The organism is Rhodococcus sp. C3V (genome assembly GCF_029269915.1).
Taxonomy (GTDB): Bacteria; Actinomycetota; Actinomycetes; order Mycobacteriales; family Mycobacteriaceae; genus Rhodococcus_F; species Rhodococcus_F qingshengii.
This window is the reverse complement of sequence record NZ_JARJBE010000009.1, coordinates 185,424-210,358: the sequence shown is the minus strand read 5'-3', so window position 1 is coordinate 210,358 and position 24,935 is coordinate 185,424. Positions and strand designations below refer to the sequence as shown.

The 24,935-nt window shown below is 63.0% G+C and carries 21 protein-coding genes; 11 read left to right on the top strand and 10 right to left on the bottom strand.

The annotated features are described in order from the left end of the window. The first annotated feature begins 8 nt into the window (after positions 1-8). A complete protein-coding gene (locus tag P3G66_RS23040; protein WP_003944384.1) occupies positions 9-1,265 on the top strand; it encodes an MFS transporter in 1,257 nt (418 codons plus the stop codon). Between the two features lie 51 nt (positions 1,266-1,316). On the opposite strand, the gene pyrE is transcribed toward P3G66_RS23040, so the two are convergent. The 5 genes from pyrE to clpB form a co-directional block, all read right to left on the bottom strand. Further along, positions 1,317-1,850 carry an orotate phosphoribosyltransferase gene (pyrE, locus tag P3G66_RS23035; RefSeq protein ID WP_003944385.1) on the bottom strand — a complete coding sequence of 178 codons (534 nt, stop codon included), beginning with the start codon at positions 1,848-1,850 and terminating at the stop codon, positions 1,317-1,319. Positions 1,851-1,948: 98 nt separating this feature from the next. Next, on the bottom strand, positions 1,949-2,749 hold the full coding sequence (locus P3G66_RS23030; protein ID WP_037131478.1) for an SDR family oxidoreductase: 801 nt from the start codon (positions 2,747-2,749) through the stop codon (positions 1,949-1,951). Positions 2,750-2,795: 46 nt separating this feature from the next. Then, on the bottom strand, positions 2,796-3,683 hold the full coding sequence (locus P3G66_RS23025; RefSeq protein WP_003944407.1) for a hypothetical protein: 888 nt from the start codon (positions 3,681-3,683) through the stop codon (positions 2,796-2,798). A gap of 86 nt (positions 3,684-3,769) precedes the next feature. Next, positions 3,770-4,723 carry a hypothetical protein gene (locus P3G66_RS23020; RefSeq protein WP_276117143.1) on the bottom strand — a complete coding sequence of 318 codons (954 nt, stop codon included), beginning with the start codon at positions 4,721-4,723 and terminating at the stop codon, positions 3,770-3,772. A gap of 158 nt (positions 4,724-4,881) precedes the next feature. Then, positions 4,882-7,434: an ATP-dependent chaperone ClpB gene (gene clpB, locus P3G66_RS23015; RefSeq protein WP_007726750.1), complete on the bottom strand. Its 2,553-nt coding sequence runs from the start codon at positions 7,432-7,434 to the stop codon at positions 4,882-4,884. 182 nt (positions 7,435-7,616) lie between these two features. Between clpB and P3G66_RS23010 the strand changes: the two genes are divergently transcribed. Then, positions 7,617-8,813, top strand: coding sequence for an FAD-binding oxidoreductase (locus P3G66_RS23010; RefSeq protein WP_070160640.1), 1,197 nt, complete (start codon positions 7,617-7,619; stop codon positions 8,811-8,813). A 16-nt stretch (positions 8,814-8,829) separates the two neighbouring features. Beyond that, positions 8,830-9,576, top strand: a complete 747-nt coding sequence (locus P3G66_RS23005; RefSeq protein ID WP_003944435.1) for an FAD-binding oxidoreductase — start codon at positions 8,830-8,832, stop codon at positions 9,574-9,576. A gap of 3 nt (positions 9,577-9,579) precedes the next feature. Here the strand turns inward: P3G66_RS23005 and P3G66_RS23000 are convergent, their stop codons facing one another. Continuing rightward, complete coding sequence (locus P3G66_RS23000; RefSeq protein ID WP_003944359.1) at positions 9,580-10,740, bottom strand: globin domain-containing protein; 1,161 nt, start codon at positions 10,738-10,740, stop codon at positions 9,580-9,582. Positions 10,741-10,975: 235 nt separating this feature from the next. Between P3G66_RS23000 and P3G66_RS22995 the strand changes: the two genes are divergently transcribed. Further along, the gene (locus tag P3G66_RS22995; RefSeq protein ID WP_042924169.1) at positions 10,976-12,163 is read left to right on the top strand and encodes a nitric oxide synthase oxygenase; all 1,188 of its coding nucleotides are present in this window, start codon (positions 10,976-10,978) and stop codon (positions 12,161-12,163) included. A gap of 6 nt (positions 12,164-12,169) precedes the next feature. Here the strand turns inward: P3G66_RS22995 and P3G66_RS22990 are convergent, their stop codons facing one another. Continuing rightward, complete coding sequence (locus P3G66_RS22990) at positions 12,170-13,555, bottom strand: citrate:proton symporter (protein WP_003944372.1); 1,386 nt, start codon at positions 13,553-13,555, stop codon at positions 12,170-12,172. 93 nt (positions 13,556-13,648) lie between these two features. After that, the gene (locus P3G66_RS22985) at positions 13,649-14,701 is read right to left on the bottom strand and encodes a tripartite tricarboxylate transporter substrate-binding protein (protein ID WP_193595530.1); all 1,053 of its coding nucleotides are present in this window, start codon (positions 14,699-14,701) and stop codon (positions 13,649-13,651) included. Positions 14,702-14,813: 112 nt separating this feature from the next. Between P3G66_RS22985 and P3G66_RS22980 the strand changes: the two genes are divergently transcribed. Then, the gene (locus P3G66_RS22980; protein WP_230359592.1) at positions 14,814-16,466 is read left to right on the top strand and encodes an ATP-binding protein; all 1,653 of its coding nucleotides are present in this window, start codon (positions 14,814-14,816) and stop codon (positions 16,464-16,466) included. Beyond that, positions 16,463-17,146: a response regulator gene (locus P3G66_RS22975; protein WP_003944308.1), complete on the top strand. Its 684-nt coding sequence runs from the start codon at positions 16,463-16,465 to the stop codon at positions 17,144-17,146. The genes P3G66_RS22980 and P3G66_RS22975 overlap by 4 nt, the downstream gene beginning before the upstream one ends. Before the next feature lie 24 nt (positions 17,147-17,170). Here the strand turns inward: P3G66_RS22975 and P3G66_RS22970 are convergent, their stop codons facing one another. Further along, positions 17,171-18,745, bottom strand: coding sequence for an AMP-binding protein (locus tag P3G66_RS22970; protein ID WP_270008720.1), 1,575 nt, complete (start codon positions 18,743-18,745; stop codon positions 17,171-17,173). Positions 18,746-18,967: 222 nt separating this feature from the next. On the opposite strand from P3G66_RS22970, the gene P3G66_RS22965 reads away from it, so the two are divergent. From P3G66_RS22965 to P3G66_RS22945, 5 genes are all read left to right on the top strand, one after another. Next, entirely contained in the window at positions 18,968-19,513 is a 546-nt protein-coding gene (locus tag P3G66_RS22965) for a hypothetical protein (RefSeq protein WP_007726737.1), read from the top strand. Between the two features lie 126 nt (positions 19,514-19,639). After that, complete coding sequence (locus P3G66_RS22960) at positions 19,640-20,836, top strand: Rieske 2Fe-2S domain-containing protein (protein WP_003944428.1); 1,197 nt, start codon at positions 19,640-19,642, stop codon at positions 20,834-20,836. A 51-nt stretch (positions 20,837-20,887) separates the two neighbouring features. Continuing rightward, complete coding sequence (locus tag P3G66_RS22955) at positions 20,888-22,069, top strand: acyl-CoA dehydrogenase family protein (RefSeq protein WP_003944352.1); 1,182 nt, start codon at positions 20,888-20,890, stop codon at positions 22,067-22,069. Between the two features lie 39 nt (positions 22,070-22,108). Next, on the top strand, positions 22,109-23,020 hold the full coding sequence (gene bphC / locus P3G66_RS22950) for a biphenyl-2,3-diol 1,2-dioxygenase (protein WP_007726736.1): 912 nt from the start codon (positions 22,109-22,111) through the stop codon (positions 23,018-23,020). A 229-nt stretch (positions 23,021-23,249) separates the two neighbouring features. Next, positions 23,250-24,032 (top strand): IclR family transcriptional regulator, encoded by a 783-nt coding sequence (locus tag P3G66_RS22945; RefSeq protein WP_007726735.1) that lies wholly within the window; start codon positions 23,250-23,252, stop codon positions 24,030-24,032. A gap of 1 nt (position 24,033) precedes the next feature. Here the strand turns inward: P3G66_RS22945 and P3G66_RS22940 are convergent, their stop codons facing one another. Then, positions 24,034-24,735, bottom strand: a complete 702-nt coding sequence (locus tag P3G66_RS22940) for a PadR family transcriptional regulator (RefSeq protein WP_003944324.1) — start codon at positions 24,733-24,735, stop codon at positions 24,034-24,036. Between the last annotated feature and the right edge of the window lie 200 nt (positions 24,736-24,935).

Here is a 24,935-nt window from a genome sequence, read left to right as displayed (position 1 = left end):
AAAAGGAGGTGGCCGTGAGCAACACGACCGCGACATCAACGCACCAGAACGAGGCTCCGCCGAGCCTCCTGAAACAACCGAAAGCGGTGTGGGCGGTAGCCTTTGCCAGCGTCATCGCCTTCATGGGTATCGGATTGGTCGATCCGATCCTCAAACCGATCGGCGAACAACTCGACGCCACACCGTCGCAGGTTTCGCTGCTGTTCACCAGCTACATGCTCGTCACCGGCGTGGCCATGCTCATCACCGGTGTGGTGTCCAGCCGCATCGGCGCCAAGAAAACACTTCTTGCAGGCCTTGCCATCATCATCGTGTTCGCTTCTCTGGCAGGCGCTTCCAGCACCATCGGCCAGATCGTCGGATTCCGTGCGGGCTGGGGACTCGGCAATGCACTGTTCATCGCAACGGCGCTCGCGGCAATCGTCGGCGCGGCCAGCGGCGGCGTGGCACGGGCGATCATCCTGTACGAGGCTGCATTGGGCATCGGTATCGCAGTCGGACCGCTGGTCGGCGGAGTTCTCGGTGACATCAGCTGGCGCGCACCGTTCTTCGGCGTCGCAGCCCTGATGGCGGTCGCCTTCATTCTCATCGTGGTGATGCTTCCGAGCGCACCCAAGCCCGAACACCACACGTCCATCGCTGCGCCCTTCCAGGCGTTGCGGCACCGCGGGCTACTCACCGTTGCCATCACCGCGCTGCTCTACAACTACGGATTCTTCACGCTGCTCGCGTACACGCCGTTCCCCCTCGACATGGGGGCGTACCCGATCGGATTCATCTTCTTCGGTTGGGGCCTGATGCTGGCGATCTCGTCGGTTTTCCTCGCCCCTCGCCTGCAACGACGCTTCGGCACCCTGCCGATGATGATGCTGGCACTGACCCTGTTCGCACTCGACCTGGGCATGATGGCGCTCTTCACCGAGAACAAGATCGTCTTGATCGTCGGTGTCGTCCTCGCCGGTTTGTTCCTCGGCGTGAACAACACACTCATCACCGAAACCGTCATGATCTCAGCTCCCGTGGAGCGGTCGACCGCCTCGGCTGCTTACAGCTTCGTCCGATTCGTCGGCGGCGCCGCTGCTCCGTGGGTAGCCGGCAAGCTCGGCGAATCCAACGTCCACATGCCGTTCTGGGTCGGCGCGGTGCTCACCCTCGCCGCCGTATTCGTCCTGTCGAGCGGACGTAAGGTTCTCGCTCACGTCGACGACCACGATCCCGCGCCGCACAGCGTCGACGAAGCACTCGCCGTCACCGTAGGCGACTGACCCCTGTGAGTGGTTGAGGAGTGCAGGGACTCCTTAACCACTCACGGGGCGTCAGCTCAGGTTCAGATCTTCCAGGCCCAGCAGCGAGCGGTACTCGACGCCCTCGGCACCGATCACCGCATCCGCACCCGTCGCGCGATCGACGACCGTAGCGACTCCGACCACGGTGGCCCCTGCCTCGCGCAGGGCCTTAACTGCTGTCAACGGCGAATTGCCCGTCGTGGTCGTGTCCTCGACAACCAGGACACGCTTGCCGACGATGTCCGGGCCCTCGATCTGGCGCTGCATCCCGTGGGCCTTCGCAGCCTTGCGGACGACAAACGCATCGATCGGTCGGCCGGGAGCGTGCATCACCGCCATAGCGACCGGATCGGCGCCCATCGTCAAACCGCCGACGGCGTCGAAATCCCAGTCCGCGACCAGTTCACGCAGCAGCGAGCCGATCAGCGGCGCTGCCTTGTGGTGAAGTGTCGCGCGGCGAAGGTCGACGTAGTAATCGGCTTCCTTGCCCGAGGACAACGTCACCTTTCCGTGTACAACAGCCAATTCGCGCACCAGCGCAGCCAAATCCTCACGATCGCTCATGAGTGCTCAGCCTACCGACCACTACCTTGTGTTCGGCTTCTGCCTCTGGGCTACGTCCGGCTTCCGCCTCTGGGCTACGTCCGGCTTCCGCCTCTGGGCTACGTGCGCCCGCGGCCTCGTCCGACGATGTTGGTCAGCCGGCGAACCAGCCCCTTGGGAACGAGACGCCCGGCCGTCGTGAGGACCTTGTACTGGAATCCCGGAATACTGATAACCTTGTCGTCACCGAGATCCTTCATCGACGCCGCAACCACCTGGTCGACGCTCAGCCACATCGGCTTGGGGATCGTGGACATCTCGATGCCCGCGCGCTCGTGGAACTCGGTGCGAATGAAGCCCGGGCACAGCGCCTGCACGCGCACTCCCGTCCCGGCCAACCCGCCGGACAGCCCTTCGGTGAACGAGATGACATAGGCCTTGCTTGCCGAATACGTCGAACCCCGCCCGGACAGCAGGCCCGCGACGCTCGCCACGTTGACAATCGTTCCGTGCGCCGACGCGATCATGCTGGGCAGCGCCGCACGGGTCAGCCGCATCACGGCGGTGACGTTGACGTCGAGTTGAGACTGAAGGAGCGCTGGATCGGCGGTCCAGAACTCGCCGGAGGTACCGAATCCGGCGTTGTTCACCAACACCTCGACGCCCTTCTCCAAACGAAGCGCGACCGTGTCGCGTCCGGCCTCCGATGCGAGATCGGCAACCAGAATCTCCGACTCGGTGCCGAACATCGTCTTCAACTCGGACGCGAGGTCGTGCAATCTGACCTCGTCACGTGCGACGAGAACCAGGTCGTATCCGAGGGAGGCGTATTTCTTGGCGAAACCGGCGCCGAGACCAGAGGTGGGTCCGGTCACCAGGGCAACGGGACGCACAGGGCGATCCGAGTGGGAAGTCGACATACCGGCCACGCTAGTGGTTATCGCGCCTGGACGGGAACCTTAAAGGTCAGTCGACCGGGCGAATTGTGCCCGAGCGCTGCGACGCCGGGCGCTGAGCCGGCTTGTCAGCCGCCTCGGGCTTGCGCAGCGATTGATCCGGACGTGGCGCAGATTCCCGCGGTGCGGGCTCACGCGGTGCGGACTCACGCGGGGCAAATTCACGCGGCGGAGCGTCACGGGGCGGCTGCTCTTGACGCGAACGGGGTTGTTCTACCGGATCCGGAGTTGGGCGAGACTTCTCGGCGCCCGGCCGCGGGCGGCTCGGATCGTGATCGACCTCGAGTTCGTTGGGATCGGTGACGGGAGGCAGGACATGCAGAATGCCGGACAGGCGCGCAACCGACTCGATTGCCGCGTCCCAGTCCCGGCCGTTACTGGTCACCGGAAGCGAACCGAGCGTCCACTGCCCTTCGCTCCACAGCATGCTGATCGACGGCGGAACCGATTCGGTGAACGCCACCATGCGCTGATCACAGACGCGACGAGCAATCTCGAGGTCCGTTGCAAAAACCACCCGGGAACCGATCGCACCCAACAGGTTCAGGTCGCCGTCCTTGGGCGGAGCCGTCGACTTCAACCGAAGATCGATGTCGACGTCCGACCCGATCTCGCGGCGAACGGCCACGATGGTTGCGGTCTCTTCCAGGTCGAACAGCACGAACTGTTCTCCGCGACGGCGGCCGCGGACGACGTCGGTAGCAGTGAGGTAGTCCTGCTTGGCCATGACCGCGCGGTGCCATTCGCCTGCCAGCTGATCGTCAGTGGCCGTGTACGTGTAACCCTGCGCCTTGGCCCAGATCTGACGCACTCGCCCGGATTGATCTCGCCTCGTCCTGTCGACGTACAGAAGCGCACCCGCGCCTGCGAGTGCAATTGCTGCCAGTCCGAACCACATTCCAGTCATCACCCTCCAGGGTAGCGACTCGCGGCCTCAACCTCCCGCGACACCCTGGTGGACTCGCCCGATGTGTCGTGAACGACTCAGTTGCCGAACTTCGGCAGCGACGTACTCAGAATCGTGTTGGCGGTCATCGTGCCGTTCTCCACCGGCGTTCCGTCCACGACGATGTTGTCTCCCGGTTGCAGATCGGCGATGGTGGCGCGGTTGAGCGCGATGAGCGTGGTGTCCGCGGTGGTCAGAATCGTCACCTGCGAACCCCCGATCGAATCGATGACCAACGTGCCGCCGTCGTTCGACTTCACGGTGCCGACGGCTCCCCCGGCGTCACCGATGACTTCGCCGAGCCCGCCTGGAAGCTGGCTGAGCGGAGAATCCGTCGTCGGAGTCGGCGCCGTGGTGCTGGCCTTCGGCGGTGTCGTGGTGGGCGCCTGCGTCGTGGTGGTCGGGGGAACGAAAGCGGTCTGGGTGCCCTTGTCGTTCGAGCCGAACGCCGAGAACGCGATGATCGCGATCACGGCGACCAGGATCCCGACCACACCGGCGGCCACCCACGTCGCGAGCTTGCGCTTCTTACCGCCGCCCGACGATCCATCGTCGATGAACGGCTGTTCCGGCGGAACTCCACCGCCACCACCGGCAACTGGATACTGCTGTGTATTTCCGTACTGCTGCGTGTTCCCGTACTGATCCGGGTTCCCGTACTGCTGAGCGGTGTACGGCGGATAGGCCTGCGTCGCACCAGGCGGCGGCGCCTGCGGATCGAACTGCGGGTTGTAGGCAGGGAACGCCTGAGTGGGATTCGGCTGCTGACCCTGCTGCCCCAAATACTCCGTGTTCTGATCCGGGCCCCCGTAGGGATACTGCTGTGCCCCCGGCTGCTGACCGAAATACTCCGTCGGCTGGTTCGGATTCTGGCCGGACACCGTCCCGTACTGCTCCGTCGGCTGGTCGGGCGGACGCCCCCACACCTCGGTGGCCTCGGGATCCTCACGGCGCGGCCCACCCGAGTTACGCGGATCGTTCTCATCGGTCATGCCTGGCTCACCTTCGGTTGGGACGAAAGAGCGTCGGAGTCGTTCGGAGAGGCGCGGGTGCACTCGTCCTCGGTTCGAGCATCCAGCCATCCAGGGTAGAACAAAATGCGAATGCCCCGCCGATCCAAGTGGATCGACGGGGCATTCCGCTTACCGAATCAGGAGAGAACCAACTGATCCGCGTCCTCGCTGACACCGACGTGCACGGTGTCGCCGTCCTGGACCTTGCCGGCCAGGAGCAGCTTGGCGAGCTGGTCGCCGATCGACTGCTGAACGAGTCGACGCAATGGCCGAGCGCCGTACAGCGGGTCGTAGCCGCGCACTGCGAGCCACATCCGAGCCGCACCGTTCACCTCGAGGGTGAGACGACGCGCAGCCAGACGCTTCTGCAACTGCTCGAGCTGGATGTCCACGATGTGCTCCAACTGCTCCTCGGAGAGCGAGTCGAAGATGACCACGTCGTCGAGGCGGTTGATGAACTCCGGCTTGAACGCGTGGCGTACCGCATCCATGACCTGCTCCCGCGTGCCACCGGATCCCAGGTTGGAGGTCAGGATCAAGATGGTGTTGCGGAAGTCCACCGTGCGGCCTTGACCGTCGGTCAGTCGGCCTTCGTCGAGCACTGCAAGCAGGACGTCGAACACGTCCGGGTGTGCCTTCTCGACCTCGTCGAAGAGGACCACGGAGTACGGGCGTCGCCGAACTGCTTCGGTGAGCTGGCCGCCGGCTTCGTAACCGACGTATCCCGGAGGGGCACCGACGAGTCGGGCCACCGAGTGCTTCTCACCGTATTCGCTCATGTCGATGCGGATCATCGCGCGCTCGTCGTCGAAGAGGAAGTCCGCCAAGGCTTTGGCGAGCTCCGTCTTACCGACGCCGGTCGGGCCGAGGAACAGGAAGGAACCGGTGGGCCGATTGGGGTCGGCGACACCTGCTCGGGCGCGGCGAACCGCATCCGAGACGGCGACGACGGCGTCGGTCTGGCCGACGACGCGCTTGCCGAGTTCGGACTCCATGCGGAGTAGCTTCTCGGTTTCGCCTTCCATCATCCGGCCGGCGGGGATTCCGGTCCAGGCTGCGACCACGTCTGCGACGTCGTCGGGCCCGACCTCTTCCTTGAGCATCACGTCACCGTCGGAGGCAGCTCCGGAAGCGGCTGCTGCCTCTTCCAGTTCCTTCTCGAGCGCCGGGATACGGCCGTAGCGCAACTCGGCTGCCTTGCCCAGATCGCCGTCACGCTCAGCGCGTTCGGACTCTCCTCGCAGGGTTTCGAGCTGTTCCTTCAGCACGCGCACCGAGTCGATGGCCTGCTTTTCGTTCTGCCAGCGGGTGCTGAGCTGATTGAGCTTTTCGCGATCGTCGGCGAGTTCCTGACGCAGCTTCTCGAGCCGAGCCTTGGACGCGTCGTCTGTCTCCTTCTCGAGTGCCACTTCTTCGATTTCGAGTCGGCGAACAGTGCGTTCCACCTCGTCGATCTCGACGGGACGCGAGTCGATCTCCATACGCAGACGTGATGCGGCTTCGTCCACGAGGTCGATGGCCTTGTCCGGCAGGAACCGCGACGTGATGTAGCGGTCCGACAGCGCGGCAGCCGCCACCAACGCGGAGTCGGTGATGCGTACGCCGTGGTGCACCTCGTAGCGCTCCTTGAGACCACGCAGGATGCCGATGGTGTCCTCGACCGAGGGCTCACCGACGAGCACCTGCTGGAAACGACGCTCGAGTGCTGCGTCCTTCTCGATGTACTTGCGGTACTCCTCGAGCGTGGTGGCACCGACCAGTCGCAGCTCACCGCGGGCGAGCATCGGCTTGATCATGTTGCCTGCGTCCATCGCGGATTCACCGGTGGCTCCGGCGCCGACGATGGTGTGCAACTCGTCGATGAAGGTGATGACCTGTCCGGCACTGTTCTTGATGTCGTCGAGGACAGCCTTGAGGCGTTCTTCGAATTCACCGCGGAACTTGGCACCGGCGACCATGGACCCGAGATCCAGGGACACGACGGTCTTGCCTCGCAGCGATTCCGGGACGTCACCCGCGACGATGCGTTGGGCAAGGCCCTCCACGATCGCGGTCTTGCCGACGCCGGGCTCACCGATGAGTACCGGGTTGTTCTTGGTACGACGCGAGAGCACCTGCACGACACGGCGAATCTCGGTGTCGCGACCGATCACCGGGTCGAGCTTGCCGCTTCGTGCGGCTTCGGTGAGGTCGGTGGAGTACTTTTCCAGCGCTTGGTAGGTGCCTTCGGGCTCCGGGCTGGTGACGCGAGCGCTACCGCGGACGGTGGTGAAGGCTTCACGCAATGCGTCCTGGGTGGCGCCGTGCCGTACGAGCAACTGTGCGACGTCGGAGTCGCCGCCGGCCAGTCCGTAGAGGACGTGCTCGGTGGAGACGTATTCGTCGTCCATCTCGGTGGCGAGGTGCTGAGCAGCAGTGAGTGCCGCGAGTGCCTCACGCCCGAGTTGCGGGGTGGAGCTTGCGCCGGTTGTCTTGGGTAGGCGATCGACGATTGCCTGTGCTTCACGGTGTACGACCGTGGGGTCGACGCCTACAGCTTTGAGTAGTGGGGCAGCGATGCCGTCGGTCTGGTCGAGCAATGCGACCAGCAGATGGGCAGGCCGGATATCGGGGTTACCCGCCGACGACGCCGACTGCAGTGCAGCCGTCATCGCAGCCTGGGTCTTGGTTGTTGGTGTGAACGAGTCCACTTGTCACCTTTCTGGCGAAGTCGAACGGGAAGAGCCGCGACCGGTTGGTATTGCGACTGTGTCAATATGCTCAACGCGGACAAACTTGAGTCTATTCCGCTCAAGTTTGTTTTCGCCAGGCCGAGTTGGTTTCGTAGGTCACATTTTCAGCCGTACTAGAATTGTGGCGAGAGTTGCAGCTGGTGCGAAAGGGGGATGGATTGGATCCGACAGTGATCGCCCGTCTGCAATCCAGCCTCGATTCTCTGACCGACGACGAAGAGAGCCGTGCGCACTTCTCGGCAGTGTTCTACACCGGCCTCTTTGCGGAACATCCTCTGTACCGCTCATTGTTCCCCGCCGGGATGGAATCGCAGGGCCACCGTTTCTTCAGAGCCATCGAGTTCGTCGTGAAGAATCTGCCCCAGCATCGCCGAATCCGAAAGTTCCTCACCCAACTCGGCCGCGACCACCGTCGCTACGGCGTCGAGCGTGAGCACTACGAGGCCGCCGGCGTCGCTCTGAAGCGTGCGGTTCGGTCGATGTACGGCACGAGCGCGCACAGCCGCTACAAGTGGACGCCGGAGCTGGACGAGGCCTGGTCTCAGTTCACCGACCTCGTCGTCAGCACGATGGCCGACGGCGCCGAATCCGATACGACCCCGGCGCTCTGGGGCGCAACCGTGGTCAGCCACGAACGAGTCCTCGACGATCTGGCGATTGTGCGCCTCGAAGCCGACCCACCCATTCCGTACGGAGCGGGGCAATACGTAGGTGTTCAGATTCCCCAGCGCCCGAAAATGTGGCGGTATTACTCACCGGCGATTCCGACCAACCCTTTCGGTCAGCTCGAGTTCCACATCCGCAAGGTGTCGGGAGGATGGGTCAGCCCCGCGATCGTCAGCGAGACCAACGTCGGTGACCGCTGGGTCATGTCCACTCCCCTCGGCGGTCTCGAGGTCGACTTCACCAGCGACCGTGACGTTCTCATGATCGGGTCCGGCACCGGTATCGCTCCACTGCGGGCACAGGTGATGGAAATGTCTCAACGCGCGCACAACCCGCGCGTGCACCTGTTCGTCGGCGGCCGCTATCCCTGCGATCTGTACGACCTCGAAACCCTCTGGCACATCTCGCTCAGCAACCCGTGGTTGACCGTCGTACCGGTTTCCGAAGAACCCGAAAACCCTTGGTGGCACAACGGACCGGTGCTCGAACCACCGTTCGGAATGCACAGCCGGCTGATCGGACCGATCGGAAAAGTGGTCGCGCAGTTCGGTTCGTGGGCCGACCGCCAGGTGCAGATCTCGGGGTCACCGTCGATGATCAAGACAACCGTCTACGCCTTGCGTGCCGGCGGAACTCCGCTCGACCAGATCCGGCACGACCCGCTCTACTGACTACAGGAGAACTTTCATGGCCCAGCGAACCTGGTCGAGCACAGTCGTCGAACATCACCGTCTCCGTGAGGATCTGGCGGTTGTTCGTCTTGTCGGCGACGTCGTCCCGTTCCGACCGGGCCAGTACGTCGACGTCAGCGTCCCGCAGAATTCGCGGTTGCTCCGTCGACTCTCCCCCGCACTGCCTCCCTCACACGACGGGAAGTTGGAGTTTCACGTCAAGACGGTTCCCGGTGGTTGGGTCAGCGGTTCGATAGTCAAGGACACCCAGCCTGGTGACGTCTGGCAGATCCTCGACCCGCGCGGCAACCTGTCCGTCGACGAGAACGGCCCCACCGTCATCATGGTCGCGGGCGGAACCGGTTTGGCCCCACTCCGGTCGATCATTCTCGATCTGGCTCAGACCCCGAACCCGCCGCAGGTGTACCTCTTCTTCGGTGGCCGAACGCTTCGTGATCTCTACGCTGCGGACATGCTGTGGCTGCTCGCCGACCAGTTTCCGTGGTTGCAGCCCATTCCTGTCGTCGAAGATCTCTCCGACGGCGGCCCGCCCGACGGATGGTTCGACCGGTTGAACGTCGACATCGGATTCGGCGACGATCATCTCATCGAAGGCACGCTCGCCGACGTCGTCGCGTCGTACGGTGCGTTCACCGAACATCAGGTCCTGGTGTGCGGATCGGCGGCCATGGTTCGGTCGACGCGTGATCGATTGATCGAGGCCGGAACGCCGGCCGAGGTCATTCAGTTCGATCCGTACTGACGGTCAGTACGTCGGGTCGTTGCGAACGGTATCGACGTCGATGCCCACTGCGCGAAGCCTGAATTTGGTGCTGTTGACCATGGATTCGCTGCCGACGACCTGAATGTCGTAGCCCGCCCAGTCCCCGAACGAGGTCACGACCTTACCGACCTTGCCGACGATGCGCCGCTTCATGCCGATCGGCGGCAGTGGCTCCGCTTCGGTGTGCCACCACGGATTCTCGTCTTCTTCGGAGACCGGGATGATCGTGAGCCACGGGTACTTCTCGGCCAGCTTCCACAGATGCGGAAGGTCGTAGAGATCGCACGGATGCTGTCCGGAGTAGAACAGTTGGACCTTGCGAGTGTTGCCGCGTCGGATCAGTTCGAGGATCTGAGCGCGAAGAGGCGCGACACCTGTTCCCGACGCGATCATCAAAAGGTCCTTGGAGTTCTCCGGAATCCCCAAGGCGCCGATGGGCGAACCGACCACCCAGGTGTCACCGACAGCGGTCTGGTTCACCATGACCGGGCTGACCCACCCGCCGGTGACCTGGCGGATGTGGAACTCGAGGATTCCGGTCCCGTCGTACGGCGTGGCCGGAGAGAGGTAGCGCCACATCCGTGGCCTCGCGGCGACCTGCACGCTGACGTACTGACCGGCGCGGTACTCCATCGTCTGGTCGAGTTGCAGCCGCACGACGGCGACGCCCTTGATGACCGGGCGGCATTCGATGACCGTGGCACTCCACGCGGGCGGACCGTCTTCCGCGTTGGCGGCATCCATCATCGCCGCCGAGATGATCGCGAGCGCGTTACGCCACGCGCTGTCGACCTCGTCGGTCCACATTTCGGCGCCACCGAAGGTCTCGAGTGCTTCGATCAAGGCATTGCCGACTGCCGTGTAGTGCTCGTCGGTGACGCCGTACTTACGGTGATCGCGGCCGAGCTGTGCGAGGTACTCGAGTATCGCGTCGGACTCGTCGAGGCGTTCGACGACGTGAGCGATAGCGCTGACAAGCCGGTCACGCTGCACATCCATCGCTGCCGGAAAGAACTCCCGGGTTTCGGGCGATCGAGCGAACAGGATCGAATAGAAGGTACGGGCGAGCCGTTCCGGACCATCTTCTACCGCAGCGACGGATTTGAAGCTCGACCGGACCAGAGAGATTGCTTGCGAATCCACGCTCATCCTCGTCCCGACTAGACGCGGCAAGACCCGCCGCGGAATTTCGTCTGCAGCTTATGTCACAAATGTCTGACTCGTAAATCATTCTGGACAAGTGTCACAATGCGACCCCATTTCGCGGTGTGACCGTCCCTTTCTTATTCTTGCGTGCAAGATAAACAAGAGCTTCGACACTCTCGATCGCCGAGCTAACGTTCAGCGAAATCTCAACCAGCCAAACAGGAGTCGTGCCGTGGATTTTGTTCGACAGGACGAATTGCCCACCGATAGCGGGCTTACGTCCCAGATCGCCTCCACTACCCCGACGCTGACCGAGCTTCAACGTCGGGAACTCGAGTGCGTCGAATTTTTCGACTCTCCGGAACTGGGCCACCTCCCGACGTCTCGGCGGCGTGAGGCCTTGCGTGAACTCCATCGGACCGGCACCTACACGCACACAGCGGAGGAATTGCTCGTCGGCGCCAAACTCGCGTGGCGAAACCACGCCAGGTGCGTCGGTCGCGCGCATTGGCGGACCCTCAAACTCATCGACGCGCGCGATGCCGTCACGGCTTCCGCTCTCGCCGAAGCATGCTGGGAGCACCTGCGACTGTCGACCAACGGCGGCGCTCTGCAGTCGGTCGTGACGGTCGGGCCACTCCCCCGCGAGGACGGTCAGGAGTACCGAATCCTCAGCCCGCAACTGATCCGCTACGCCGGCTACCGGCAGCCTGACGGCACCATTCTGGGCGACCCGTGGCACGTCGATCTGACTGCTCAGGTCACCGCGATGGGGTGGAAGGGCGCCGGTACGCCGTTCGACGTTCTCCCCGTACTGATTTCGGTTCCCGACGAACCCCTGCAGTACTTCGACGTCCCGACCGACCTGGTTCTCGAGGTCGAGATCGAGCACCCCGAATACAGCTGGTTCGCTGATCTGGGGCTTAAATGGCATGCCGTCCCTGCGGTCTCGGACATGAACCTCGACATCGGCGGAATCGTTTATCCCTGCACGCCGTTCAGCGGTTGGTACGTCAGCACCGAGGTAGGCGCACGCAACTTCAGCGACACCGATCGCTACAACATGTTGCCCACCATCGGAGCGATGATGGAGCTCGACATGAGCCACGACCGCACGCTCTGGAAGGACCGCGCACTGGTCGAACTGAACCGTGCAGTTATCCACAGCTACCGCAAGGCCGGCGTCATCATGGTCGACCATCACACTGTCGCAAAGCAATTCATCGATCACATCGCGCGTGAGGACAAGGCCGGGCGCAAGTGCCCGACCGACTGGTCATGGGTGAACCCGCCCATGTCCAGCTCGCTCACGCCGACGTTCCACCGCCTGTACGACGAGCCCGATCTCGACATCCGGCCCAATTTCGTGACAAAAAAGAAGAAGGGCACCGACCAAGGCCGGTGCCCCTTCCACAACTGATCGCGCTCAGAAGGGGATCTGCCCCAATCCGACGCCGACCACGAGCATCGTGATCGAGATCAGGCCCGCTCGCCACAGAACCTTCTTGTGGTGATCCGCCAGAGAAACACCGGCGAGTGTGACCAGTAGCAGGATCGCCGGGACCAGCGGGCTCTGCATGTGCACGGCCTGCCCGGTGATCGAGGCGCGCGCCATCTCCACCGGCTCGATGCCGTACTGCGCTGCAGTCTCGGACAGCACCGGCAGCACACCGAAGTAGAACGCGTCGTTGGTCATGAAGAACGTGAGCGGGATACTCAGGACGCCCGTGATGACGGCGAGGTGCGGGCCCATCGCGTCGGGGATGACCTGCAGCAGCCACTCTGCCATCGCCTCGACCATGCCGGTTCCCTGGAAAACGCCGGTCAGCACCGCTGCTGCCAGCACCATCGCGACCACCGAGACGATGCTCGACGAATGGCGTGCGATTGCTTCACCCTGATCCTTGACCGCCGGGAAGTTCACCGCGAGGGCGATCGACGACGCGATCATGAACAGCACCGGGATGGGCAGGATGTCCATCACGAGTACGACGAGAAGGATCGTCGTCAGCGCAGCGTTGAACCAGAGCAATTTCGGCCGCAAGGTGTCTCGCTTGGGGTCGAGGCCGTCGATGAATCGTCCGGTGTCGCCGCCGTCGTCCTCGGAGTCGTTCGAGCCGCCGGTGCCGGCGCTACCGGTGCTGGAACTTCCACCGTTTCCGACCTTTTCGAGGATGCGCTCAGAAGTCAGGACCAAAGTCCCGATCCTGCGGCGCTCCATGATCCCGAGGTGAATCGCGAATCCGAGCACCATGATCAGGCCGACGATCAACGACGGCACCATCGGCACGAACACGTCGGAGGGTGAGAGTCCCAGCGCGCTCGCGGCCCGGACGGTCGGGCCGCCCCACGGAATGATGTTCATGGTCGCGTTGGACAGGCCGGCGATCACCGTCAGAACGACGGGACTGACACCGAGTTTGAGGTAGAGCGGAAGCAGCGCCGAGGTCACGATGATGAAGGTCGTCGAACCGTCTCCGTCCAGCGAGACCACCATCGCGAGCACTGCGGTTCCGACCACGAGCCTCATCGGATCGTCTCGCACCATCCGCAAGATGAGCTTGACCAGCGGATCGAAGAGGCCGACGTCGATCATGATTCCGAAGAAGATGATCGCGAAGAACAACAGCGCCGCGGTGGGTGCGAGCGACTTGATGCCGTCGGTGATCATGTCGCCGATTCCGAGGCCCGCCCCGGCAAGTAGTCCGAAGGCCACCGGAACCAGAGTCAGTCCCACCACCGGGGTCGCGCGTTTGGTGAGAATCAGGAACATGAACACCGCAACCATGAGGAAGCCGAGTGTGACGAGCATGATGAACTCCTTTAGTGCTGAATTGCCGAGAAAAACGGCACGGCAAATCGAGCCGGTGACCTTCGTGGAGGTGAAACGAAACTTCGGTAGTGCTCAGTTGATGCCGGGCGGATCGAGTGTTGCGTCGACGAACCGGGATTGATCGGTGAGGAATGCGGAGAACTCGGGTTCGGTGAGAACTGCACTGTTCCAACCGTTTCGGCGAGACAGCTCGTTCCAGCGCGGACTTGCCGCCAGATCCCGCACCAAATTCTGCAAGTGCTGACGCTGATCGTCCGTCAGGCCCGGCGGCGCCATGAGGCCGCGCCAATTGGTGAACGTGACGTCGACGCCAGACTCCGCCATCGTGGGCGCATCCACCGCCGGGGTACGGGCCGGCGAGCTGACCGCAAGGACCCGAACCGTGCCTGCCGCAATCTGATCGAGGTACTCACCGATACCGGTGGCGGCTACGTCGACCTGCCTCGTGAGCAGTGCGGGAAGCAGTTCGCCGCCGCCGTCGTAGATGCGGTACGGGGAGCGCGACGGATCGACGCCGACCGCCCGTGCGAACAGAAGGCGGAACAACCCGTCCGGTCCACCTTCACTCGAACCACCGCCGATCGAGATCGACGACGGATCCGCCACCCAGGCCTGCGTCAGATCGGCGAGAGTTTTGTACGGTGAATCTGCTGGAACCAGTAGCGCTTCCGGTTCTTCGACGAGTCTCGCAATCGGTGTAACGTCGGCAAGTGTGTGCTCGGACGGCAGTATCTCGAGCGAACCGAGAACTCCGAGCCCCATGACCATGAGTAGGTCGGGATTCCCGCTTTCGAGAGCCAACCGGTTGAGTCCGACGATGCCGCCCGATCCGGGCAGCACAACGACGTCGGCGTCGACGGTCCCTTCGTCGGCCAGTGCTTGCACCATGGTCCGGGCGGTCAGGTCGTAACCACCACCGGCCACCGAGGGCACCAGCACGCGCAGTTCTTCGGAACTCTCACCCGCTCGGCCACCGGCGACGAAGGACTCGACCGGAGTGCATCCGGTCAAGAGCACGAGAGTCATCGCGCAGGCACCGAGCAGGGCGATATGCCTGCTCAGCCGCTTCGATGTGCTCATGGCTTCGTCCTTGTCTGCCGGTACCGATGTGTGAACAGGTTTCATACTGACGCACTTTGTGACTGGGGTCACCATTGGGAAAGCAAATTGATTTGTGCTCATTGTGCTCACGAACGGCCGCTTTCCCGGCATCGAACTGAAGGCTAGGGTCTGGCTGGTGTCCTCAGGAAACGAGCAGGCGGAGCGAGAGAGCAAGTCGTCTCTGTTTGCCCGGCTGTTTCGCCGCCGGCACACTCTGGCGACACAACTTCTCGAACTGCAACTTCTGATCGTCGTTGCAGTTCTCGTGTGCGTCACCGCCCTCTCCCTCGCGCAGTCGTCCGCGAGTTTCCAACGCGAGGAGGGACGTCGCGCACTCTCGGCAGCGGAATCGCTCGCAGCCAATCCGGCAGTACGCGAGCTACTCCCCCAGGCGCAGACCCGTCTCCGCTCCGGACTACAAGGTTCGGTCGACTCGGTACGCGCCATCTCGGGCGTCACCTACGTCTCGCTTGCCGACGCCGACGGCAGTGTCGTCATTTCGACGCGTCCCGGTGATGTCGGCATCGACGCACGTCAGACGGAGGATCGGTCGTGGACGGGTTTGGTCGACACGCCCTCCGGCAAGGCCGTGGAGGCGCACGTTCCGATTCTCGGCAGCGAAGGAGCGATTACCGGAACCGCGATCGTCGGCATCGAGTACCCCTCGATCTGGACACGGCTGCTGCAGTCTGCACCGAATCTCCTGGTATACCTCGCGGTGGCATCCCTTCTCGGCGGCGTCGGGTCGATCCTGTTGGCCCGCAGGGTAAAACGGCAGACTCTCGGCATGGAAGCCGGCGAGATCCTGGACCTGGTTCGCCAACGTGAAGCAATGCTGCGCGGTCTCAAGGAAGGCGTCATCGCATTCGACGCGCAGGGAAAGGTGGTGCTGATGAGCGACAGTGCCCACCAACTCCTCGACATCCCACGCGGCAGCGCCGGTAGATCGGTGCGGGACCTCGGTCTCGACGACCGCCTCCAGAGTGTACTGACCTCCGGCACAACCGAATCCGATCAGTTGGTTCTTGTCGGCGATCGCCTGCTCGTCCTCAACACCGTCTTGATCGAATCGAAAGGCCGCACCATCGGGTCGGTCACCACTTTCCGCGACCGCACCGAATTGCGCTCCGTGGAAGAAGAACTCGACGTGACCAAAACCAGCACCGACGCACTACGCGCCCACATCCACGAGTTCGACAATCAACTGCACACCATCTCCGGCCTCATCCAGCTCGGCGAATACGACGAGGTGGTCGGCTACGTCGAGGGTCTGACCATGGAGCGCGCGCAGGTCAGCGCGACCGTGACCGAGAAGATCGCCGACGTCGGCACCGCCGCACTCGTGATCGCCAAGATAGGTGCTGCTGCACAGGGGTTGGTCACGGTCGAGCTGGCGGCGGACACGCATCTGGAACCGGTGGACCGCAGACTCGGACGAGATCTCGTGACAGTGGTCGGAAACCTCGTCGACAATGCCGTCGACGCCGTCGGTGAGATGCCGGAAGCCGCGCGCCGCAAGGTTCGGTTGTCGATTCGGGGCCGCGGCACCGCGGTCGAAGTGCGGGTCGAGGACGCCGGCCCCGGTATCGCGCCGGAGAATCGCGACAGAGTGTTCGGCCAGGGTTGGAGCACCAAGGGACAATCGAGTGACGGACACGGTTTCGGTTTGGCGCTGGTGCGCCTGACGTGTCGTCGGCGGGGCGGCGACGTCACCGTGAGCACTCGTTCGGCAGAGGACATCGAGTGGACTGTCTTCAGCGCAGTCCTACACGACGGAGAGGGCGCATGATCCGGGTACTGGTGGTCGACGACGACTTCATGGTGGCGAAGGTGCACAGCGGATTCGTCTCACGGATAGACGGTTTCGAAGTGTGCGGCGTTGCCCATTCGGCCGAGACCGCGCTGGCCGCAGTCGGTGAGTTGCAACCCGACCTGGTGCTTCTCGACGTCCACCTGCCCGGCACCACCGGACTCGATCTGATCGCCCCGTTTCGCGAGCTGGCACCGGAGCTGGATGTTCTTGTCATCACTAGTGAGCGCGAGGCCGGCTCGGTCAAGAAAGCGCTGCGCAGCGGCGTCGTGCATTACCTGATGAAGCCCTTCACGTTCGAGGTTCTCCGTGAGCGTCTCGAGCGTTACCGATCGACATATGCGAATCTCGACAGCTCCGGCGAAGCAGAACAGGAGGCGGTGGACGAGGCTTTCGGCGTGGCAGGTGGCGCGACAACGGCGTCGTCCCTCAAGGGTCTACCGAAAGGACTCAGTCCTGAGACCCTTCAGCTGGTCGAGGCAGCACTACGAGACGAAACCGAACCCGCCTCGGCCACAGACATTTCCGAGAGGGTCGGCATCTCACGCGCGAGCGCGAGGCGCTACCTCGAATACCTCTACGAAACCGGGCGGTCCACCACTTCGCTGAAATACGGAGTGGTGGGCCGCCCGGAACGTCGTTACGTCTGGAAACGCTGACCCTTCGCTACACGACGCTGGTTCCTAGACCGCGCGGGCGCTGGTCTCCCAGTACCGCGCGCGCAGCGCCTTCTTGTCCAGCTTGCCCAGCGGTGTCAGCGGGAGTGATTCCACGAAGTCGATGCTCTTGGGAGCGTGAACCGAACCCTTGGCTGCCTTCACCTTGTCGACCAGTTCCTCGGTGTCGACGGTCAGTCCGGCACGAAGTACGACACAGGCCTTGACGGCTTCGCCCCACTTGTCGTCCGGCACACCGACTACCGCCACCGACGCGACGGACGGATGCGCCGAGATCACGTCTTCGATTTCGCGGGGGAACACGTTGAAACCACCGGTCACGATCATGTCCTTCTTGCGATCGACGATGGACATGAACCCGTCCTTGTCCTTGCGCGCGATGTCGCCGGTGTGCAGCCAACCACCCCGGAACGCCTCGGCGGTTTCGGCCGGCTTCTTCCAGTAGCCCTTCATGATCAGCGGGCCACGGACGCAGATCTCACCGAGTTCTCCCTGCGGCACCTCGTTGAGGTCGTCGTCGAGCAACCGGACGTCGAGCCACGGCACCGGACGCCCACACGTGGCGAGGCGGGCCGGATCGTCGGCGAGGTGTTCTTCCTTGCGCAGCACCGAGATAGTCATGCCGCACTCGGTCTGACCGTAGAACTGGAAGAAGATCTGACCGAACTTCTTGATGCCCTCCTGCAGTCTGGCGGGAGACATCGCGGACGCTCCGTAAAACAGCGTCTGCAAACTCGAGATGTCCCGCTTGGGCAGATCGGGGTGGTCCATGAGCATGTAGATCATGGTGGGCACCAACATGGTTGCCGTGATCTTGTGCTTCTCGATCGCTTCGAGCACAGCACCTGGCTCGAAGGCAGGCAGGACGATCAACGCACCGCCGCGCAGCAAGGTCGGGATGAAGAACGCTGCACCTGCGTGTGAGAGTGGCGTGCAGATGAGGAAGCGGTTGTCCTCGGGCCACTGCCACTCCGACATCTGGATCTGATTGAGCGCAGCACCCGAACGGAAGGATCCGACAACACCTTTGGGCTTGCCGGTCGTTCCACCGGTGTAAACCATGCTGCTGGCGTCTTCGGCGTCGACGTGCGCTGCCTTCAGCGGCGCGGGCTCGAACGTGGCAGCCAGCGCGAGGATGTCGATTCCCACCTCGGACGGCCCCATCGAGAGCACGTTGGTCAACGAGGGTGACGACGCCTTCAACTCGGCGGCACGCTCTTCGAAGGCATTGGGATCGAAGATCAGCGTCTCGATCTCGGCGTCGTCGACGATGTACTTGTGGTCGTCGAGCGATCCCATCGGGTTCAAGGCGCTCGCCCGGCAGCCGGTGATCATGGTCGCGCCCATACTGATCAGAACCTCGGGGCGATTCTTCGACAGCATCGCGGTGCTGGTGCCCTGAGTGATTCCCAAAGACGCGAGCGCCTGGGCGAAGCAGCTGATCTGATCGCGCATCTGACCGCCGGTGAGGATCACGTCGCCGAGGTACAGCGCGGGCTTGTCGTGATTGCGTTCCAGAGCGGTGATGAGCAGGTCCGGACCGTATACCGGTCGGTGCAGGTCAGCGAACTCGTCTGTCATCTGGTCTTCCTTCTGCTCGGCGCGTGCAGTCATCGAGATGTGCTCCCGGTCACGGATACGATATCCAGAATTGCACAAAACTGGAACAGGTTCCACCTCTTCGATCGAATCCGAGAATGCTCCCGATCAGCGGGAAGCCCGTCGTCACCCGCGAGAGCGGTGGTTAGCGTCGATGTACCCACCGAGACGACAGCGTCTCGGTCGCGTCCAACGGAGAGTGTCATGACTACCAACCTCGGTACCGCCCACTTCACGGCAACTGCTCCGCGTACTGCCACCACGCTCCTCTCCGATTTCGACTCGTTGTACGGCACCGTGCGCTCGGCACCCGACGGGGCCGTCGTCGAGCAGGACGTCGTGTTCTTCGGACGCCCCGATCCCGGCGCACTGCTCACCGGATCCGTGAGGGCGTTGAGTTCGACACTCGAGCGGATCACCGAATACCACGACCAGACCGGACATCTGGTGGCCGAGGTCTTCGTCCGGGAAGTCCCGACAGCGGGCACCGGAACCGATTCCGTTGCCGCCCTTGCTGATTTCGCTGCTCGTCGTTACGGCTCGGCGTCACTACGACGCTTCCGCGGACGTTCCACCGCGACTTCCACGGGAGCAGATCTGCACTGCTCCGTGACAGTGCTCGCGACGTACGAGAAGGACCACGAGAGCGTGGCCGACGTAGCTCTGGTCGCTACCGATCCCGCTGGGGTCGTCACTGCCCGGGCCTGGGCGACTTACGCGATCGACGATGTGGCGACACTCGCGAGCTGAATCTCTGCAGGTCACCGAGTAGGCGTTCCATCCAGCGGGAACTGCCGTATCTCCAGCGGACGCTTCGTCGTTGTATGAGACGGATCACATCACTGGAGCGTCGCAAGACGCGGCTCGGAGGAAGACATGGCACTCGGAACCGGCCCACTCACCACTACGGACACCCCGACGCAGACGGGCGCCGGCGAGGAAATTCGAGAAATCGAAGCGGCAGCGCCTCCCGCACGGTTCGCACGTGGATGGCACTGCCTCGGACTGAGCAATACCTATCGCGACGGTCAGCCCCACCAGATCGAGGCATTCGGCACCAGCCTTGTCGTCTTCGCCGACAGCAAGGGCGACATCAAGATTCTCGACGCATACTGCCGCCACATGGGTGGCAACCTTGCTCACGGAACCGTCAAGGGCGATTCGATCGCCTGCCCGTTCCACGACTGGCGTTGGGGCGGTAACGGAAAATGTACGGCGATCCCCTACGCACGACGCGTTCCGCCGCTGGCCAAGACGCGGGCATGGATCACTCTCGAGAAGAACGGTCAGCTGTTCGTCTGGCACGATCCCCAGGGAAATCCCCCGCCCGCCGAGGTCACGATCCCCGACATCGAGGGCTTCGGAAGCGATGAGTGGAGCGACTGGAGCTGGAACACGCTCACCATCGAAGGCTCTCATTGCCGCGAGATCGTCGACAACGTCGTGGACATGGCCCACTTCTTCTACGTTCACTACTCGTTCCCCAAGTACTTCAAGAACATCTTCGAAGGTCATGTCGCGAGCCAGTACATGGAATCGGTGGGACGTGAGGACGTCATCAGCGGCACCAACTACGGCGATCCCAACGCTGTGCTCCGTTCGGATGCTTCATATTTCGGACCGTCGTACATGATCGACTGGATCAAGAGCGAAGCCAACGGGCAGATCATCGAGACCGTCCTGATCAACTGCCACTACCCGATCTCGAACAATGCGTTCGTCCTGCAGTACGGCGCGATGGTCAAGAAGCTACCCGGTATGGACGACGAGTCCACTGCCGCGATGGCCGCGCAGTTCACCGAGGGCGTCGAGATGGGATTCCTTCAGGACGTGGAGATCTGGAAGAACAAAGCTCCGATCGACAACCCACTGCTCTCCGAGGAGGACGGCCCGGTTTACCAGTTGCGTCGCTGGTACAACCAGTTCTACACCGACGTCGAGAATGTCACGGAAGACATGACGAAGCGCTTCGAATTCGAGATCGACACCACCCGCGCAGTGGAGAGCTGGAAGCGGGAAGTCGCCGAAAACGTTGCCGCACGCGACGCCCAGGCACTCGAGACAACCTCCTGATCCGCAGTCGAAAACACTGCTGAGACAACCAGACTGGATGCAAGGAACAACATGACGTACGAAGTGCTCGAACAGATCAACGCGATGGCCGACGACATCTTCGCCGAAGGCATCGAGGCCGAGCGGATCGGCCGGGTGGCCGACGACACCGCCAAGAAGATGAAGGCAATCGGTTCCATCCGCATGCTGCAGCCCAAGGAGCATGGCGGCATGGAGGCGCATCCGCGCGAATTCGCCGAAACCGTCATGCGCATGGCTTCACTGAACCCGTCGGCCGGCTGGGTCCACGGGATCGTCGGAGTTCACCCGTGGCAACTCGCGTTCGCGGATCCCAAGGTGCAGCAGGAGATCTGGGGATCCGATCCCGACACCTGGATGGCATCGCCGTACATGCCCGGCGGAATGTGCATCCCCACCGACGGCGGCTACAAGTTCTCCGGTCGCTGGCAGTTCTCCTCCGGTACCGACCATTGCGACTGGGCATTCCTCGGCGCGATGGCGTGCGACAAGGACGGCAACATGGAGATGCCGCCGCGCATGCTCCATGTGATCATTCCGCGCACCGACTACGAGATCATCGAAGACTCGTGGGATGTCATGGGACTTCGCGGCACCGGCTCCAAGGATCTCGTAGTCAAGGATGCGTATGTCCCCGATTACCGTGTCATGGACTGCGACGAGGTCATCGACGGCACGGCAGTGCGCAAGTACGGGCGCACCGAGACGCTGTACCTCATGCCGTGGTCGAACATTTTCCCCCTCGGAATCACCGCCGCCACGATCGGCATCTGCGAGGGAATGCTCTTCCACGCCAACGAGTACCAAGCCGATCGCATCAACGCGCAGGGCACGGCGATCAAGGACGACCCGTACACCTTGTTCGCCATCGGTCAGGCAACCGCCGACATCCGGGCTGCGCGCGACACCCTGCTTGCCAACGTCGACCGCATGTGGGATCGAGTGGACGCTGGCAAGGAAGTGACCTTCGAGCAGCGCGCGGAGGGACGTCAGACTCAGGTACAGGCCGCCTGGCGCGCCGTCAACGCAATCGATCAGGTCTACCCACGCTGCGGTGGCAACGCATTGCGGATGGACAAGCCGCTTCAGCGATTCTGGCGCGATGCTCATGCTGGACAGCATCACGCAATTCACGTGCCGAGCACCGTTTTCCACGCCGCATCACTGAGCCGTCTCGGCGCAGACCCGCAGGGTCCGCTGCGGGCGATGATCTGATCAGACTTCGACACAAGAAATCGACAGGAAAAAGACACGATGACACGCACCGACATCAAGGGACTTGGCTACGTCAAGATCTCGACCAACGACATGGCACGTTGGCGCACTTTCGCTTTCGACGTTCTCGGCTTCGCCAAGGGCAGTGGGCCGGACGAGAACGCGCTCTACCTACGACTCGACGAGCGTGCTGCTCGCATCGTCGTCGTCGAGGGTGAGCGCGACGAGATCGTCAACATCGGTTGGGAGGTCGCCGACCACGCCGCACTGCGCCGCGTTCAAGAAGCACTCGAAAAGAACGGCACCGAGGTCGAGCAGCTTTCGCTCGCCGAAGCAGATGCTCGACGGGTCGAAGAGGTCATCGCCTTCACCGATCCCGGCGGAGCAGCCATCGAGGTCTTCCACGGAGCGATCCTCGACCACAGCCCCGTGGTGACGCCCTTCGGCGCTCGATTCGTCACCGGCTCACAGGGTCTCGGCCACGTCGTACTCCCCGTCATGGACAGTGCTGCGAGCTTCGACTTCTACACCGAGGTGCTCGGCTTCTACCCGCGCGGCGCCTTCCGCCTGCCGGCCCCGCCTGAATTCGGGCCGCTGCGAATCCGTTTCATGGGCGTCAACGAGCGTCACCACAGCTTGGCCCTGTGCCCGGCACCGCACGGCGGCGCACCCGGCCTGATTCACATCATGGTCGAGGTGGACACCCTCGACGCCGTCGGCCAGGCACTCGACCGCGTGATGAAGGACGGATTCTCCGTGTCGTCGACCCTGGGTCGTCACACCAACGACAAGATGATCTCCTTCTACGTCCGCGCACCCGGCGGCTGGGACATCGAGTTCGGCACCGAGGGCGCGAGGGTGGATCAGGACTCGTACTCCTCCGAGGAGATCACCGCTGACAGCTACTGGGGCCACGACTGGTCCGGAAGCGAACCACTGGCAGCTATGTAGTACCGCCGGTGGCGATCAATACCTGCCGGTGGCGATGTAATACCTGCCAGTAGTTAAACGACGAGGGGGTTTGCGCGAGCATTCGCGCAAACCCCCTCGTCGTTTCCACCGCGACGCGCCCGAAAACAGACCGGTGATCCACTTCACAAATCCGTAACTCTATGACACTATTTCTAATTGAAATAGCCAGTTCACTGGTTGTGGAGCTCTAAGAGAAGTGAGGTACACGATGACACTGCAGGCTGTGGATGCTTTAGGCGCCGATTCGGCCCCGACAGCAATTCTCGATCGCGTCTCGCTGGTTCTCGACGCCTTCGACGGTCCCGGCAGGTTGACGCTCGCTCAAGTCGTTCGGAGCACGGGCCTTCCCCGCTCGTCTGCCCACCGCATGCTCGAACGTCTTGTCTCGATGCGTTGGCTGCGTCGCGACGGCCGTGACTACGAACTCGGTATGCGCCTCGTCGAACTGGGATCGCTCGCGGTTCATCAGGACCGCCTCCACGCTGCAGCCATGCCCCTTCTCCATGAGCTCTACCGAGTCACCGGATTTGTGGTTCACCTCGGCATCCTCGACGGGCCCGATGTGGTCTACATGGAGAAGATCGGCGGACGCCTCGCCGCCGCAGTGCCGACGCGTGTCGGTGGTCGACGCCGCGCCGAGACCACTGCGATCGGTCAGGCACTGCTCGCGTTCGGTTCGCCGAAGTCCTCGGGCTACGCACTGCCCCACCTCGCCAGAATCCGCGAGTCCGGGGTTGCCTTCGAATCCGGAAACGGCCTACCGGGATTCAGCTGTCTTGCGGCACCGATCGGCCCCATCGGCCGCGCCGTCGCCGCGGTATCCATCTGCGCGCCGTCGAAGGCCCTCCGCCTCGACCACGTCAGCGCAGCGCCGGTCCGTATGGCGGCCGCTGCCATTTGGCGAGGCATCGACGGCGGATCGCTGAGCGTCACTCCGACTTTGCAACGTCGTCATCTGCTGCGCAACATGCCGACCGCAGCCGGGGCCTGACTCAGATACTCGAACCGTTGCCGGTGAGCCCGGCTTGCTCGAGCGCCAACACGTACTCCTCGACGTTCTTCCATTTGCCAGGCGTCGAGGGCAACGGTGATCCCAGTCGGTCGTGCTCGGCGACGTTCGCGAACTCGGCGGTCGCACGATCGATGTCGTCGAGCAGTTCGCGAGCAAGTTCGATCTCGGCTCGGAAGTACCGTTCCGACCATCGCAACGTCATGACCGGGAACGACCAGGCCGGCTCGTTCTCGGCATGATCTGCGTGGAGTTTCGCGCGTCGAATCTGCTCTTCGACATTGGCGATGTGGGCTTCCACCAGCGCCTTCAGTCGCTCGGGTTCGTTGAGGTGTCCCATCCACAGACGCAACATCACACCGTGCTTGAGCACCGGGACTTCCACCGGCGCCTCCCGTGACCACGTCCGGACTGCGTCGGTTCCTGATTGGGTGATCGAGTAGAGGCGCTTGCCTCGCACCCCTGGTTCGGAGACGACCCGGGACTCCACGAACCCGATGCTTTCGAGCTTCTTCAGTTCTGCGTACACCTGGCTGATGGACGGGCTCCAGTAGAAGAAGCCGACGCTCCAGTCAGCCCACTTCTTCAAATCGTTTCCGGTCAATTCCTCCCCGAACGTCAGCATCCCGAGCACTGCCCAGCTGGTAGCGGGAAGTCCTCGGGACACGTCATCAGGTTCGGACATGCCCGAAGTCTAACAATCACTGGTCATTTGCTGGTTTCGTAGAATCCGAACGGACCGCTGAGCGGGATCAAATTTGCCCGAGACCCCTCCACCTGACACTCGGTCGGTCCTGACCCGTGCCGAGAAGCCATTGCTGCCATTGAGTGGGACTGCCGCTGGATTACGGCCGCGGCGCCACACATCGTTGCTTCCGAAGGCTG